The organism is Streptomyces vietnamensis (assembly GCF_000830005.1).
In the GTDB taxonomy this organism is placed as follows: Bacteria; Actinomycetota; Actinomycetes; order Streptomycetales; family Streptomycetaceae; genus Streptomyces; species Streptomyces vietnamensis.
The window spans coordinates 1,321,221-1,335,647 of sequence record NZ_CP010407.1 but is presented as its reverse complement, the minus strand read 5'-3'; the positions used below and the strand labels follow the sequence as shown (position 1 = coordinate 1,335,647).

Annotated in this window: 10 protein-coding genes and 1 pseudogene; 3 read left to right on the top strand and 8 right to left on the bottom strand. The window is 74.2% G+C overall.

Features of this window, described 5'->3' with window-relative positions:
- Window positions 1-9: 9 nt before the first annotated feature.
- The 3 genes from SVTN_RS05755 to SVTN_RS05745 form a co-directional block, all read right to left on the bottom strand.
- Complete coding sequence (locus SVTN_RS05755) at window positions 10-459, bottom strand: Lrp/AsnC family transcriptional regulator (protein ID WP_041133633.1); 450 nt, start codon at window positions 457-459, stop codon at window positions 10-12.
- A 69-nt stretch (window positions 460-528) separates the two neighbouring features.
- Entirely contained in the window at window positions 529-2,232 is a 1,704-nt protein-coding gene (locus SVTN_RS05750; RefSeq protein ID WP_174518234.1) for a DUF885 domain-containing protein, read from the bottom strand.
- Window positions 2,233-2,281: 49 nt separating this feature from the next.
- On the bottom strand, window positions 2,282-2,779 hold the full coding sequence (locus SVTN_RS05745; protein ID WP_041128076.1) for an Lrp/AsnC family transcriptional regulator: 498 nt from the start codon (window positions 2,777-2,779) through the stop codon (window positions 2,282-2,284).
- 59 nt (window positions 2,780-2,838) lie between these two features.
- Here SVTN_RS05745 and SVTN_RS05740 point away from each other — a divergent pair, with 59 nt between their 5' ends.
- Window positions 2,839-4,065 (top strand): trans-sulfuration enzyme family protein, encoded by a 1,227-nt coding sequence (locus tag SVTN_RS05740; protein WP_041128075.1) that lies wholly within the window; start codon window positions 2,839-2,841, stop codon window positions 4,063-4,065.
- Here SVTN_RS05740 and SVTN_RS05735 read toward each other — a convergent pair.
- From SVTN_RS05735 to SVTN_RS05715, 5 genes are all read right to left on the bottom strand, one after another.
- Window positions 3,977-5,422 carry a GNAT family N-acetyltransferase gene (locus SVTN_RS05735; protein WP_041128074.1) on the bottom strand — a complete coding sequence of 482 codons (1,446 nt, stop codon included), beginning with the start codon at window positions 5,420-5,422 and terminating at the stop codon, window positions 3,977-3,979. The genes SVTN_RS05740 and SVTN_RS05735 overlap by 89 nt on opposite strands.
- Before the next feature lie 76 nt (window positions 5,423-5,498).
- Window positions 5,499-8,189 (bottom strand): DUF7824 domain-containing protein, encoded by a 2,691-nt coding sequence (locus SVTN_RS05730; protein ID WP_052498997.1) that lies wholly within the window; start codon window positions 8,187-8,189, stop codon window positions 5,499-5,501.
- Between the two features lie 202 nt (window positions 8,190-8,391).
- A complete protein-coding gene (locus SVTN_RS05725) occupies window positions 8,392-9,984 on the bottom strand; it encodes an alkaline phosphatase D family protein (RefSeq protein WP_041128073.1) in 1,593 nt (530 codons plus the stop codon).
- A gap of 282 nt (window positions 9,985-10,266) precedes the next feature.
- The gene (gene pdxR / locus SVTN_RS05720; RefSeq protein ID WP_078908222.1) at window positions 10,267-11,676 is read right to left on the bottom strand and encodes a MocR-like pyridoxine biosynthesis transcription factor PdxR; all 1,410 of its coding nucleotides are present in this window, start codon (window positions 11,674-11,676) and stop codon (window positions 10,267-10,269) included.
- Window positions 11,677-11,760: 84 nt separating this feature from the next.
- The gene (locus tag SVTN_RS05715; protein WP_041128072.1) at window positions 11,761-12,816 is read right to left on the bottom strand and encodes a saccharopine dehydrogenase family protein; all 1,056 of its coding nucleotides are present in this window, start codon (window positions 12,814-12,816) and stop codon (window positions 11,761-11,763) included.
- Window positions 12,817-12,924: 108 nt separating this feature from the next.
- On the opposite strand from SVTN_RS05715, the gene SVTN_RS05710 reads away from it, so the two are divergent.
- Together SVTN_RS05710 and SVTN_RS46770 are read left to right on the top strand one after the other, a co-directional pair.
- Entirely contained in the window at window positions 12,925-13,902 is a 978-nt protein-coding gene (locus SVTN_RS05710; RefSeq protein ID WP_052498996.1) for a helix-turn-helix domain-containing protein, read from the top strand.
- Window positions 13,903-13,950: 48 nt separating this feature from the next.
- A pseudogene (locus SVTN_RS46770) lies at window positions 13,951-14,355 on the top strand (EamA family transporter); the annotation flags it as partial.
- Window positions 14,356-14,427: the final 72 nt, after the last annotated feature.

Sequence of the window (14,427 nt, the reverse complement as noted above, 5' to 3'; positions counted from 1 at the left end):
GCGACGCGCTCAGCGGCTGAGGGAACGCCTCGGCAGGGGCGAGGAGTAGACGATGCTGGTGGTCACGGCCCCGAGCGTGGCGATCTTCCCCGTGATCCCCTCCAGGTGCTTCATGGAGCGGGCGGCGACCTTGAGGACGAAGCAGTCGTCGCCGGTGACGTGGTGGGCTTCGAGGACCTCGGGCGTGGTGTCGATCAGGTCGTGGAACGGCTTGTAGTTGCCGTGCGGGTAGCGCAGCCGTACGAAGGCGAGGATGGGCAGGCCGAGCCGGTCCTGGTCGACGATCGCCGTGTACCCGGTGATCACCCCGGCGTCCTCCAGGCGCCGCACCCGCTCGGTCACCGCGGACGGCGACATCGACACCGCGCGGGCGAGCTCGGCGAAGCTGGCGCGGCCCTCGGACTGGAGGGCTTCGAGGATGCGCCAGTCGGTGGCGTCCGGGGTGTATTCACTGCTCATGAGGGAGAGCGTGCAGGGGAATCCCCGGTCGATCAAGTGAGCGACCGGGGATTCTCGGCATGGGAGACGTCAGAGCCGGGAGATCTCGTCCACCAGGTCGTCCAGACCCAGCGGGCCCAGGGAGAGCGCCGCCATGTGCCAGGCCTTCGCGTCGAAGGCCTCGCCGTGCGCGGCCCGCGCGTTGGCGCGGCCGAGCAGCCAGGCGCGCTCGCCCAGCTTGTAGCCGATCGCCTGGCCCGGCATCGACAGGTAGCGGGTCATCTCGCTCTCCACGAACGACGGCGGGCGGCTGCTGTGCAGCTGGAAGAACTCCTGGGCGAGCTCCGGGGTCCACCGCTCGCCCGGGTGGAAGGGCGACTCCGCGGGGATCTCGAGACCGAGGTGCATGCCGATGTCCACGATCACCCGGCACGCGCGCATCATCTGGCCGTCGAGGTAGCCGAGGCGCCGCTCCGCGTCGGGCAGGAAGCCGAGTTCGTCCATGAGGCGCTCCGCGTACAGCGCCCAGCCCTCCGAGTTCGCGCTGACCTTGCCGATGGTCGCCTGGTAGCGGGAGAGCCGGTCGGCGACGTGCACCCACTGCGCGAGCTGGAGGTGGTGGCCGGGCACGCCCTCGTGGTACCAGGTCGACACCAGGTCGTACACCGGGAAGCGGGTCGTGCCGTCCACCGGCAGCCAGGTGCGGCCGGGGCGCGAGAAGTCCTCGGAGGGGCCGGTGTAGTACGGGGCCGCGGCGCCGCCCGGCGGGGCGATCCGGGACTCCACCCGCCGTACCCGCTCGGCGAGTTCGAAGTGGGTGCCGTCGAGCGCCTCGATGGCCTCGTCCATGAGCTCCTGGAGCCAGACCCGGACCTCCTCGACGCCCTCGATGTGGGTGCCGTGCTCGTCGAGGTGGGCGAGCGCCTCCCAGGGGCCCGCGCCCGGCAGGATCCGCTCGGCCTCGGTCCGCATCTCGCCGAGGAGCCGGTGGTACTCGGTCCAGCCGTACGCGTACGCCTGGTCGAGGTCCAGGTCGGTGCCGTTGAAGAAGCGGGTCCAGCGCTGGTAGCGCTCACGGCCCACCGTGTTCGGCGCGTCGGCGACGGCGGGGGCGTACACGTCCCGCATCCAGTCCCGCAGGGCCACGACGGCCGCGGTGGCGCCCCGCGCGGCCGTCGCGAGTTCGGCCCTCAGCTCCGCGGGGAGCGTGGCGGGGCCGGCGGCGGCGAACTCCTCGAACCAGCCCGGCCTGCCGCCGTCGCCGCCCGCCCACTCGGTGAGCTGCTCGACGAAGGTGGCGGTGGGGCGCGGCCCGCCGAAGAGCTTGCGCTCCAGACCGAGGGCGAGCGAGGCGCGGTAACCGTCGAACGCGGCGGGGACCGCGCGCAGCCGGGCGGCGACCGCCGTCCAGTCCTCCTCGGTCTCCGTCGGCATCACGGTGAAGACGATGCGGATGCTGTGTGCGGGCGAGCGCATGTTGCTGACCGTGCAGAGGCTCTCCTCGGCCTCGTACACGGCGAGTTCCGCCGTCAGCCGCTCCCGCAGCAGCCGGGCGCAGCGCCGCTCGGCGTCGCTGTCCGCACCCGGGGTCCGCTCCGCCTCGTCGAGCCGGGCGAGCGTGCGGCGGGCGAGCTCGGCCACCGCTCGCTGTCCGGCGGGCGAGAAGTCCGGCAGCCGTCCGGCGCTCTCCTTGACTCCCAGGTACGTACCGGTGATCGGGTCGAGGGCGATGAGTGCGTCGACGTGGTCGTCGGCGACCTGGCGGGGCAGCAGGCTGCTGGAAGTGTCTGGCATGGGAGTCATCCTGGCGCCTCCGGCGGGCCCGCGTCACCCTCGTCCGGCCTCAGTCGGCTGACAAGGAAGGGCCGGAGGAATGCGGCAGGAGGGGGCCGCACTCCCACTGCTGGAAGATCAGCCGGGTCTCGACGCGGGCCACCTCGCGGCGCGAGGTGAACTCGTCGAGGACGAGACGCTGCAGGTCGGCGGGGTCCGCCACGGCCACGTGCACCAGGTAGTCGTCGGGCCCGGTGAGGTGGAACAGCGCCCGGGACTCCGGCAGGGCCCGGATCCGGTCGACGAACGGACCGATCAGTTCACGCCGATGGGGCCGGACCTGGACGAGAAGCAGCGCTTCGAGCCCACGTCCGAGTTTGGCCGGATCCAGTCGTAGCTGGTGTCCGAGGATCACCCCGGTGCGGCGCAGCCGCGCCACCCGGTCCAGGCAGGTGGAAGGTGCGACTCCGACCTCGGCGGCGAGTTCGCGGTAGGTGGTCCGGGCGTCGTTCTGCAGGAGGCGAAGAATGTGCAGATCGACCGCGTCCAGTACGACAGAATCGGCCATCGGCCGAACGTAGCACGGCGCATTCCCGCTACTTTCCGGTATCCGTTCACAGTGCCGCCATGGACGCCATGGATCACGGCCTCTCGGACACCCCGAGGGCCCTCGCCACCGAAGCCGTGCACGCCGGCCGCGAAGACCTCGCCGGACTCGGGCTGCACGCCCCGCCGCTCGACCTGTCCACCACCTACCCCTCGTACGACGCCCGGGCCGAGGCCGCCCGGATCGACGAGTTCGCCACCACCGGCGCCCGGCTCGACGGCCCGCCCGTCTACGCCCGGCTCGACAACCCGACCGTGGCCCGCTTCGAGGAGGCCCTCGCCCGCCTGGAGGGCGCCGAGGCCGCCGTCGCCTTCGCCAGCGGCATGGCCGCCCTCACCGCCGTGCTCCTCGCCCGCGCGAGCCAGGGCCTGAAGCACGTCGTCGCGGTCCGTCCGCTGTACGGCTGCAGCGACCACCTCCTGGACGCCGGGCTGCTCGGCACCGAGGTGACCTGGACCGACCCGGCGGGCATCGCCGACGCGATCCGGCCCGACACCGGCCTCGTCATGGTCGAGTCGCCCGCCAACCCGACCCTCGCCGAGGCCGACATCCGGGCCGTCGCCCACTCCTGCGGCTCCGTCCCGCTGCTCGTCGACAACACCTTCGCCACGCCGGTGCTCCAGCGCCCCGTCGGGCAGGGCGCCCGCATCGTGCTGCACAGCGCCACCAAGTACCTCGGCGGCCACGGCGACGTCATGGGCGGGGTCGTCGCCTGCGACGAGGAGTTCGCCCGTACGCTCCGTCAGGTCCGCTTCGCCACCGGCGGGGTGCTCCACCCGCTCGCCGGATACCTGCTGCTCCGCGGTCTCTCCACCCTCCCGGTACGGGTCAGGGCGGCGTCCTCGTCGGCGGCGGAGCTCGTACGGCGGCTCGCCACCGACCCCCGGATCGCCCGCGTGCACTACCCGCGGATCGGCGGCGCGATGATCGCCTTCGAGGTGTACGGGGACCCGCACGACGTGATCGCCGGGGTGCGCCTGATCACCCCCGCGGTCAGCCTCGGCAGCGTCGACACCCTCATCCAGCACCCGGCCTCCATCAGCCACCGCATCGTGGCCGAGGGAGACCGGCGCTCGGCGGGCGTCAGCGACCGGCTCCTGCGGATGTCGGTCGGCCTGGAGGACGTCGAGGACCTGTGGCGCGACCTGACCCAGGCGCTCAGCGCTCCGCCCGCCGGGCCCCTTCGTGCGACTGCTCCTGCTGCGTCCGGGCGGCCGGTCGCGGTGCCGGGGCCAGCCGGGCGGTGATCACCAGGGTGCCCTCCTCGATCTGGTAGTCGAGGGGCAGGTTCAGCGCCCGCATCGCGGCCACCATCCCCGTGTTGGAGGACTGCGTCACGGCGTACACGCTGTCGCAGCCGGTCTCCTCGGCCATCGCCACGAGGCGGCCGAGGAGCTCGGAGCCGATGCCGCGCCGCTGCCAGTCGTCCTCGACGAGGAGGGCGACCTCCGTCTCGTCGCCGTCCCACAGCAGGTGACCGAGGGCGACGAGGCGGCCGGAGGCCGTCTGCACGGCGAGGGTGCGCCCGAAGCGGGGGCTGAGCAGGTGGCCGAGGTAGCGGTCGGCGTCGCCGACCGGGCCGTGGTACCGCAGGCCGAGGGTGCGGGCCGAGCAGCGGTCGTGCATGGCGCGCGCGGCGGCCAGGTCGCGCTGGTCGGCACGGCGGACGGTGATCTCGTTGCCCTCGGGCAGCGTCAGCACGTCCTGGCTGCGCGGGACGCGGGGACCGAGCCGGGCGTCGAGCTCGACGAGGGCGCGGGCTCGGGCGAACTCGGTCGGGGTGAAGGGCAGATAGGGCCGCTCGATGATGAGCGTGCCGCCGTGCGGGTCGCGCAGCCGCATCACGGTCCCCTCCAGGACGCCTTCGACCGGCGCCTGTTCGCCGGTGGGGCGGCCGGTGAGCGAGACGGCCGGCACGGAGTGGAGGGTGCAGCGGCCCAGGAGCTGGCGCAGCGCGAGCGGCAGTTCGGCCGCGTCGAGCGCGGTACGGGTGGCCAGGCCGAGGACCCGGGTGGGGGTGTCCACCAGGTCGTGGGCGTCGGCCCGCTCGGTCCAGGTGTCGCGGCCGCCGGCGGCCGCCGTCTCGCGGGCGAGGGCCTGCGCGGAGAGGTCGGCGGGGGCGCGCAGCAGGAACTCGTCGACCGTGCCGTCGCCGAGCGGGTGGGTCTGGAGGGTGAGGATGTCCACGCCCAGCCGGGCGAGGACCGTGCACAGCGCGGCGAGGCTGCCGGGGGTGTCCGCGACGGTGGTCCGCATCCGCCACAGCGTCGTCTCGGCGGGCGGCCCGGACTCCTCCTCCGTCTCCTTTCCGTTCTGAGCGTCCCCTGCCGACGGCTCGGGGGCGGGATGCCCGTCCGTGCCACCGGCGGGTGGGGCGTGGCTGGCATGACTGTGCCGCCGCGCCCACCAGGTGTGGAACGCGGCGGTGGCGACCAGCGCGATCGCCGAGAAGACCAGGAGGTAGGGGCCGTCGGGGCCCTTGGCGATGGTCTTGGCGATCGTGTCGGCCACCACCACGGCGGTGAACATGGCGGCGAGCTCGATCAGGTCGTGCCGCCAGTGGTGCGGACGGCGGGCGCTCTTCGAAGACGTCACATCGGTCATGGCTTCACTGTGACCCAGTGGTGTTGCGTGATCACGAACGCTTTGTGACTGACGGGTTAAGCGCCGATCTGGAGGCTTAACGACCGATTCGGACCGTTTCCGTCAGAGGTTGATCGGCCCCCTGGTGGAGTGCGTTCAGCAGCCGCTTGGCCTGCACCACCAGCTGCGAGGAACCCCGTCCCGAGGCGAGCGCGTCGAGCCCGGCGACCTCTCCGCCGGCCCCGGACCGCTCCACGCAGTCGGCGGCGACCGCGAGGACCTCGCCGAGCCCCCGTATCGGCTTCGCCGCCCCGAGGAGACCGGGAAGCATCGCCGCGAGGATCGCCCAGACCGTCCCGTACGCCCCCGTGGCGGCCGCCGTCCGGGCCGCGTCCGCCAGCCGGTTCGGCTTGACCGAGCCCTCCGCGACCAGCCACGCCAGCTCCGTGCCCAACCCCCGGGCGTCCAGCTCGCCCCGCGACGCCAGGACGAGCACGGCGTCCACCGCGCGCAGCCGGTCGTCCGCGTCCACGCAGCCGAGACCGTACGCCAGGGCCAGCAGGACCGCCCGGCCCACCGGTCCGTCGGCCTCGGCCAGCGCGGTCAGCGGTTCCGTCGCGCCGCGCGCGTCCGCCTCGGCGGAGTGCGCGAGCGCCGGCAGGAGACAGGCCGCGAGCAGCTCACGGTCGGCCGGCAGCACCGGGGCCCACTGCGCCCGGCCCTCCACCCAGTGGTGGCAACGGCGGGGGGTCGCCTCCAGGGCGCCACCGAGCCACTGGAAGGCGGGCGGGAACTCCGCCCGCACCACCGGGTGCTCGCCGAGGTCGACCACGAGCCGGTCGAACAGGTGGTACCTCCGCAGGGTCTTGTCCTCGTCCCGCCGGAGGAACCGCACGGTCGGCCCCACGGCCGCCTCTTCTCCCAGCCAGGCGGCGAGCCGCCGGCCGGCCGCGGTGCCGAGCGCCGCCGCCTCCTCGGCCGCCCGCCCCGCCGACGGGTCGGCCCGCAGCACCCGGAGCAGGGCCTGCGCGAAATCGACCGGAGCGGGCTCGACGCCCGCGTCCCGGTACTCCCGCAGCCGCCCCACCAGGACCAGCGGGTCGATGGCCCCGGTGTGCCAGGTCGGCGTGGCGAGGAGGAACGGCAGCGCGTCCGTGCCGACGAGGTCGGCGGCCTCCCACAGCCGGGCGTCGAGGACCCCCGACAGGGCCTGGTGGAGGCAGATGTCCGCGCCGTGCCCCTTGGTTCGACGGAAATCGACGAGCGTCGGGTTCAGCAGCCCGAGGACCCCCGCGAGCACCCCATGGATCCCGTGGGTGGTGTGCGTGAAGCAGTGGGTTCGCTGCTCCCACTGAGGCGAGGGAAAAGCCTCCCGCACCGCCTCCGCCACGGCCGCCCGGTCCCGGTGCGCATGCCGCACAAGCCCGTCGAGCGTCCGCTCGAACGCCATGGGCTCCTCCGAGAGCCGCTTCGCCACCAGCTCCGACACCAGCTCCTCGACGGTCGTGGCCGGGGGCGGGACCAGCTGCGCCTCGGGCACGGGAGGCAGGATCTCCTCGTACGGAAGGGCCGCCGCCTCCTCCAGGTCCGCGCCGAACAGCTCCTCGGCGGCCTGCCGGTGCGTCGGACCGAGGAGACCTGCGGCCTCGGCCAGCTCGCGGCGCACCTCCGCGTCCACGCCCGGCAGATGGCGGGCGACCAGCTTGAGGGCCCGCTCCTGCACGCCGGTGTCCTCGTTCCCGAAGGCCTCCGTCACGGCGGGCAACAGCTCCCCGGCCGCGCCCGGCTCGCGGGCGAGTACCTTGCCGACCAGCGCCAACTGGGCCCGTACCAGCTTCTTCTCGGTACGGAAGAGAACCCCGGACGTCATCTCGGCCAGCGCCCCGACCGGCACCGCCCCCGCCGAGGCGAGCTCCACCAGGACGTCCTGGGCGTACCCGGCGACGATCGACGGCGCGTCGGCCGCGATCCCGACCCAGTCCGGGATCCGCTGCCGCAGCTCCTCCGCGTCCGGTGCGAGCAGCTGCACCATCTCCAATGGGAGCCGCAGGTTCCGGAGGGGGCCGCCGCGCAGCAGCCGGGACACACACAGGTCCAGGACCTGGGCGCGGTCCAGGACCCCCTCCTCGACGAGGGTCCGCAACGCCGAGGGCCAGTGCCTCGCCGGCCGGCGACCGATCGGCCGGGTCAGCCGCTCGGGGGGCTCCGCCATCGCGAGGGCGTGCGCCACCAGGGTGGGCGTCTGCGGGTCCCCCCGGAGGCGCTCCACGAGCCGGTCGTCGGTGAGGTGCCAGGTCCAGCCGGTGACGTAGCCGTCGGTCGGGGGAACGGCATATCCGGAGCGGACGACCAGCCCGTGGAGCAGCGGGTAACTGTTCTCCGCCACGGCCCGGCGTCCGGCCAGCCGTCCCGCCAGATCCGCCGCCCACTCCGGGTCCCGGTCGCCGATCGCCGCGAGGGCCAGGGGCTTGTCCTCCTCCCGGAGCTGGAGGTCGCGCGCGCCGAGCCAGCTCGCGGCCGCCGCGGGCGTCGGGACGCAGCCGGCGCCCGCCACGTACAGCGCGCTGCGGATGCGGCTCGGCACGTACGGAGGCGTTTCCCACTTTCCGGCGCGCACCTCGGTGCGCAACGCCTTCAGCCGGGTGAGCGCGAGCTTGCGCTCGGCCGCGTCCAGAGGCTCCAGGAGCGCCGGTACGTCACCGGCCTCACCGGCGCGCACCGCCGCGAGCAGCCTCCCGACGCCGGAGTCGTCCCCCGCGCCCTCGACCTCGCCCGTCCCGTTCCCCATACCGTCCCCCCATCCTGCTCTCCACGCCCCGCCGTTCCACCCGCGTCCCCGTTCCCCGTCGTCTCCGGCCCGAGCAGCCGGCCGGAGCCCGTGGACTCCAGCGCGGACGGGCGGCGGCAGGCGAGCGCCTGTACGGATCGCGTCATGGGAACGACGTTACGACCCCCCACTGACAATCAGCGGCGCCCGCCCCGACCAGGGCTCACTGCCCGACCCGCCCCGGCTGGAGCACCTTGGTGAACAGCACCGTCCCGCCCTCGGCGCGCAGCCGCACGGTCAGCTCCCCGCTCTGGCCGTCGATGTCGACCTCGCCGAAGTACTGCGGGCTCTCCATCGGCGACAGGTTCCCCCGCTCCGGCGCCCGCACGAACACCCGCTCGGGACCGAAGGTCGCGTCCAGGGCGTTCGCCGGGAACCCGCCCGCCGCCAGCGGCCCGGACACGAACTCCCAGAAGGGGGCGAAGTCCTGGAAGGCCGCCCGCTCCGGCGCGTAGTGCTGCGCCGAGGTGTGGTGGACGTCCGCCGTCAGCCACACCGTGCCGGTGATCCGCCGGTGCTTCACGAAGCGCAGCAGCTCCGCCATCTGGAGTTCCCGGCCCAGGGGCGCTCCCGGGTCGCCCTGCGCGATCGCCTCGAAGTTCGCCGCGCCGTCCGGGACGACCAGACCGATCGGCATGTCCGCCGCGAGCACCTTCCACACCGCCCGGGACGCGGCCAGCTCCCGCTTGAGCCACGCCAGCTGCTCGGCGCCGAGGATGCCGGTGGTGTCGTCGGCCTGCCGGCCGGGCGAGTTGGCGTTCCGGTACGAGCGCATGTCGAGCACGAACACGTCGAGCAGCGGCCCGTACCGCACCACCCGGTGCACCCGCCGCTCGCGCCCCTCACCGCGCGCGTGGAGGGTGGACACCGGGAAGTACTCGCCGAACGCGCGCGAGGCGCGGGCCGCGAGGACGTCCACGTCCTTCTCCGTGTAGCGGGCGTCGTCCAGGATCTGCCCCGGGTACCAGTTGTTCCGCACCTCGTGGTCGTCCCACTGCACCACCGACGGCACCTGCGCGTTGAAGGCCCGGACGTTGTGGTCGAGGAGGTTGTAGCGGAAGTTGCCCCGGTACTCGTCGAGGGTCTCGGCGACCTTCGCCTTCTCCGGCGTCGTGACGTTCCGCCAGATCCGCCCGTCCGGCAGGGTCACGCTCGGCTGGATGACCCCGTCGGCGTAGATCGTGTCGCCGCTGCACAGGAAGAAGTCCGGGTCGAGCCGGCGCATATCCTCGTACGCGCGGAAGCCCCCGATGTCCGGGTTGATGCCCCAGCCCTGCCCCGCGATGTCCCCGGACCACAGGAACCGCACCCCGTCGCGGCGCCGGTCGGGGGCCGTACGGAAGGTGCCGAGGACCGGCTCGCCCGTCCGGCGCGGATCGTCCGGGTCGACGAGGGTGACCCGGTAGTGGATCTGCTCGCCCGCCGGAAGGCCGCGCAGGGCGGTCGTCCCGGTGAAGTCCGTGTCCGCGCCGATCAACGGCCCGAGGTGACGGCGCGCGTGCCGGAAGGACTCGGTCGCCGAGGTCTCCACGAGCATCCGCGCCGACCGGTCCGAACGCACCCACACCAGACCGGAGGAGGCCGTGACGTCACCCGCCTGCACACCCCACTCGGCCCGGGGCCGGCCCGACAGGGCGAACGCCGGCGCGGCGAGGCCGGTGCCGCCGAGGGTGAGCGCCGCCGACGCGGCGAGCGAACCGCGCAGCACGCTGCGCCGGGCGGGGGAGGGGGAGTTGCCGGGCACGGGAAGGGACATGGAGGGGCCTCCGGGGGCGGTCGTTCGGGCCGTGGACGGTGCACCGCCCCGTACTGCACGGCCGGGGCGCCGACCCATGCCTAACGGCCGGGTGCGGCGCCCGCGCGAACCCCGCGTGAACAGATGGCCGTTCGGGGTTCTTCGGGCCTCAGGCTCCGGTCGCCCACGCCCGAACGTCTCCGCTCGGGATCCTGGATCCAACATCCGAATTCTGGATCCAACATTCGAATCTTGGATCCAGGATCCCGAATCCAAGATTCGAATGTTGGATCCCGGCCCCGTTCACCCGCGCCTCAACGCCTCCGCCACAAGCCGGATCCCCGTCGTGACGGCCGAAGGCGCCACGTGCGCGTACCCGATGACGAGCCGTACGTCCCCGTCCGCCGGCCGTGCCGTGCCGTACTCCTCCAGGGGCCGCAGCGCCACCCCGGCCTCCGCCGCCCGCGCCAGGAACCGCTCCGGAGGCCCGAACCGCGCAGGTACGCGCGCGATGACGTGCAGTCCGGCCGCGATGCCGCTCACCCGGGTGCCGGGCAGGTGCTCCGCGAGCGCGGCGAGCAGCGCGTCCCTCCGCTCCCGGTAGGCGCGTTGGCAGCGGCGCAGCTGCCGGTCGTACCCGCCCCGCGTCACGAACTCGGCGAGGACGGCCTGGTCGAGTACGGGATTGCCGAGGTCCATCGTCCGCTTCCGCTCGACGACCTCGTCGAGCAGCGCCTCCGGGACGAGCAGCCAGCCCAGCCGCAGCCCCGGGGCCAGCGATTTGCTGACCGAGCCCGCGTAGGCGACCCGCTCGGGGTCGAGACCCTGGAGAGCGCCGACGGGGGCGCGGTCGTAGCGGAAGTCGCCGTCGTAGTCGTCCTCCAGGACGTATCCGTCCACCGCGCGCGCCCAGTCGAGGAGCGCGGTCCGGCGCTCCGCCGACCAGCTGATGCCGGACGGGAACTGGTGCGAGGGCGTCACGACCACCGCCCGCACCCCGGAGTCGGCGAGCGGCCCCGGACGCAGCCCCTCCTCGTCCAGCGGCAGCCACACCGTCTCCACGCCGGTCGAGGCGAACAGCCGCCCGTGCTCCGGGCTGCCGGGATCCTCGATCCCGATCCGGCGCATCCCGCGCGCGTGGAGGACGAAACCCATCAGCGTCGACGCCTGCGCCACGCCCGAACAGACCACGAGCCGTTCCGGATCGGCCACCACGCCGCGCCGCCGCGCCAGCATCGCGGCCAGCGCCTCGCGCAGCTCGGGCAGCCCGCGCGGGTCCGGATAGCCGAGCGCCGGGTGGGGGAGCCGCGCGAGCACGGACCGCTGCGCCGCCGCCCACGCGCTCCTCGGGAACAGCGACAGGTCGGGGGTCCCCGGGCGGAAGTCGACCCGGACCCCGGGCGTTCCGGCGGCCGGGTCGCGGGCCCCGCGCACGGCCGCCCGGGCCGCGCCGCCCACCCAGGTCCCCGCACCCCGGTCGCTGCGCAGGTACCCCTCGGCCGTCAGCTGCTCGTACGCCTCGGTCACCAGGCCCCGCGAGACGCCGAGGTCGGTCGCGAGCGCGCGGGTCGACGGCAGCCGCGTCCCGGCCGCGAGCCGCCCCGAACGCACCGCCTCCCGCAGCGCCTCCTGCAGTGCCCGCCCCCGCCGCCGCGCCGGAGCGCCGACGGCCGGCAACAGCAGCTCCCAGGCCGCCTGCCCCTGACTCCCCATGTCGCATGGCCCTTCTCGCCGTCCCGGCCCGGGAGTTCACCGATCCGTCCCGGTCGGACCCATGATGCCGAGGTCGCCTGCGGGTCAGTGCCGCACGTCCAGGGAAAGGTGGGCGGACAGCGCGCGGAGGAAGTCGGGAGCGTCGAACATCTCCCCGGCCGAGGCGACGCCGGTCGTCCGGGTCCGGCCGGTGAGGACGCGGTGGACGGCCTCCACGGCGAGCGGCGCGCTGACGGCGTAGATGTCCTGCCCGACGGCGACGGCCCGGCGTTCCGCGCCCCCGGAGCGCACGACGACGTCCACGAGGAAGGTCTGCGCGGACCGGCCGCGCCCGTCGACCGGGGTCGGTGCCGACGCGTCCGGCGCCGACAGGTCCCGGGCCGCGTCGACCGCCATGTACGTGCGTACCTCGGGCACCGCCAGATGGCTCGGCACGGTCACGACGTCGGCCATCGTGAACTCGCCGATGACGGGCCGGACGCCCAGGGGAGCGGGAAAGGGCCAGTCCAGGACCGGGAGCGCGTCGTCGTGGTACGCGAGGCGTCCGCCGGTGTAGCGGACGTGCCGGCCGCCCCGCCGCTCCCGGGAGACCTTGCCCGCCGCGAGGGTCCCCGCCGTGGGGTGCCAGCTGCTCAGTCCGTACGCGACGTGCACCTCGTCGGCCGCCGTCCAGTCGCCCATCGCCGTGGTGGCGAGCAGGTCGCCGAGGCCGCCGTAGAAGGCCATCGCGGGGACGACGACCGTTCCGGCGGCGCGGGCCCGGTCCGTGAAGCGCGCGAAGGTGTCGGCGTTGGCCTCGATCTCGGCGGCCACGTCCACGTACGGGATCCCGGCGCGCAGGGCGGCCTCGATCACCGGGGCGCCGGTCGCGGCGAACGGCCCGGCGCAGTTGATCACGGCCGCCGCGCCGGCCAGTGCGCGGTCGAGCGAGGCCGGGTCGTCGACCGACGCCGGGCGGACGTCGAGCCCGTCGTGGGACGTGGCGAGGGTCCCGTCGTGGGATGCGGCGAGCGTCCGCAGTTTGTCGGCGTCGCGGCCGGAGAGCACGGGGACGAAGCCCCGCTCGAGCAGTTCCGCCACCACGAAGCGCCCGGTGTGTCCGTAGGCACCGAACACCACGACCCGCTGACCCGATTCCATGACTTCTCCCGCCGTTCCCAGTTGTCGAACCTTCAACTACATCCATCCTGGCGGTCGTTCCGGACGGCCGCGAGTGTCCGGAACGACCTGCCCCGTACAATTTCGGACATGGGTACGCTCGCACTCGCCGTCACCGACGGCATGCTGCACTTCGAACTCTCCCTCGCGTACGAGGTGTTCGGCTCCCCACCGGACGCGGTGGCCGTCCCCTGGTACGACGTGACCGTCTGCGGGCCGAGCCCCGCGCGCGTGGAGCGGTTCCGCCTGGAACCCGACCAGGGGCTCGACCGGCTCCCGTACGCGGACACGGTGATCGTCCCCGGCTGGGCCGACGTCGACGAGGAGCCGCCCGCCGAACTGATCGACGCGGTGCGCGCGGCCCACGAGGCGGGCGCGCGCGTGGCCTCCCTGTGCACGGGCGCGTTCGTCCTGGCCGCCGCCGGCCTCCTCGACGGCCGGCGCGCCACCACGCACTGGGCGCACACCGAGGCCCTGGCCGAGCGGTACCCCCGGGTGGAGGTCGATCCCGACGTGCTCTACGTGGACAACGGCACGGTGCTCACCTCCGCAGGCAAGGCCGCCGCGATGGACCTCTGCCTGCACCTCGTCCGCCTCGACCACGGCTCGGCGATCGCCAACACGGTCGCCCGCCGCCTGGTCGTGCCCCCGCACCGGGACGGCGGCCAGGCCCAGTTCGTCACCGCCCCCGTACCCACCCGGGAGGACCACCCGCTCACCGAGCTGCTGCCCTGGGCGGTCGAACGGCTCGACCGACCGCTGACCGTGGAGGACCTGGCCCGCCAGGCACGGATGAGCTCGCGCCACCTGGGCCGCCACTTCCGGGCCGCGACCGGCACCACCCCGCTGCAGTGGCTGCTCACCCAGCGGATCCGCCGCGCCCAGGAGCTCCTGGAGGCCACCGACGACAGCGTCGACGCCATCGCGGAAGCCACCGGCATGGGCACGGCCACCACCCTCCGCCGCCACTTCAACCGCACCGTCGGCGTCCCCCCGGACGCCTACCGCCGCACCTTCCGCACCCGGACCCGCTCCGTACGCGACGAGAAGTGGTCCCCGATGGCGTGACGGAAGTGGACCTCAACCGGGACCGCTCGGCCTCCTAGCGTCGGAGGCATGAACGCGAACGCCCTGCGCGGGGTCCTTCTCGTGACCCTCGCCTACGCCCTCGTCGGTGCCTCCTTCACCGCCAACAGCCTGCTCGGCGCCTACCCGTACGCGGGCGGACAGGCGCTCCGGTACGGCGCCGCCTGCCTGCTCCTCCTCCCGCTGCTCGGCCGTGGCGGGTTCGCCCCGCTGCGGCTCCTGACCGCCCGTCACTGGCTGCGGCTCGCCGCCCTCGCTGCCGTCGGCATGGTCGGCTTCAACCTCGCCGTCCTTGCCGCCGAGCGGACTGCCGAGCCCGCCGTCCCCGGCGTCCTGGTCGGCTGCGCCCCGGTCGTCGTCGCCGTCCTGGTCCCGCTGACCGAGGGCCGCAGGCCCGCCCCCGCCGTCCTTTACGGGGCGCTGCTCGTCGCCGCCGGTGCCTTCACCGTGCAGGGCTGGGGGCGTACGGACCTGGCCGGGATCGGCTGGTCGGCGGCGGCGCTCGCG

Coding starts and splice junctions, on each gene's coding strand:
- SVTN_RS05755 (WP_041133633.1), bottom strand. CDS start 459: ATGAGCAGTGAATACACCCCGGACGCCACCGACTGGCGCATCCTCGAA.
- SVTN_RS05750 (WP_174518234.1), bottom strand. CDS start 2,232: ATGCCAGACACTTCCAGCAGCCTGCTGCCCCGCCAGGTCGCCGACGAC.
- SVTN_RS05745 (WP_041128076.1), bottom strand. CDS start 2,779: ATGGCCGATTCTGTCGTACTGGACGCGGTCGATCTGCACATTCTTCGC.
- SVTN_RS05740 (WP_041128075.1), top strand. CDS start 2,839: ATGGACGCCATGGATCACGGCCTCTCGGACACCCCGAGGGCCCTCGCC.
- SVTN_RS05735 (WP_041128074.1), bottom strand. CDS start 5,422: ATGACCGATGTGACGTCTTCGAAGAGCGCCCGCCGTCCGCACCACTGG.
- SVTN_RS05730 (WP_052498997.1), bottom strand. CDS start 8,189: ATGGGGAACGGGACGGGCGAGGTCGAGGGCGCGGGGGACGACTCCGGC.
- SVTN_RS05725 (WP_041128073.1), bottom strand. CDS start 9,984: ATGTCCCTTCCCGTGCCCGGCAACTCCCCCTCCCCCGCCCGGCGCAGC.
- pdxR (WP_078908222.1), bottom strand. CDS start 11,676: ATGGGGAGTCAGGGGCAGGCGGCCTGGGAGCTGCTGTTGCCGGCCGTC.
- SVTN_RS05715 (WP_041128072.1), bottom strand. CDS start 12,816: ATGGAATCGGGTCAGCGGGTCGTGGTGTTCGGTGCCTACGGACACACC.
- SVTN_RS05710 (WP_052498996.1), top strand. CDS start 12,925: ATGGGTACGCTCGCACTCGCCGTCACCGACGGCATGCTGCACTTCGAA.